At 56.3% G+C, this 279-nt stretch carries 1 protein-coding gene; it reads right to left on the bottom strand.

Going from position 1 to position 279, the window contains the following annotated elements; translation table 11 throughout:
- Positions 1–279, bottom strand: a 279-nt coding sequence (locus KDM90_RS17710; protein ID WP_212676949.1) for a hypothetical protein, incomplete at both ends; no start/stop codon positions are given.

Below are 279 nucleotides of genomic sequence, written 5' to 3'. Positions count from 1 at the left end.
CCAATGGCAAGGTTTCTGGTGACGCACTATCGACAATCGTGTCATTAATTGTCGCGACCGTGACCGTGAAGCTGGACACGCCCGCTGGGACGATCAAGTTGCTACCGACCAAGCTCACGCCATTGCTGAACGTTGGGGTGGTGTTGTAGTCGCTCGTTGCTGTCGCTGTACCGCCACCCAAGCTGTACGCATAGGTCGAGGCAATCGTGGTGCTGCCCGTCAAGGTCACGGTGTAGCTTAAGCTATTGCCTTCCACCACATTGTTGTCACCCACGCCTG

Source organism: Affinundibacterium fentianense, assembly GCF_018139545.1.
GTDB classification, from domain to species: Bacteria; Pseudomonadota; Gammaproteobacteria; order Burkholderiales; family Burkholderiaceae_D; genus Undibacterium; species Undibacterium fentianense.
The sequence above is the reverse complement of the archived record's forward strand: the minus strand, read 5'-3'. Positions and strand labels throughout refer to the sequence as shown.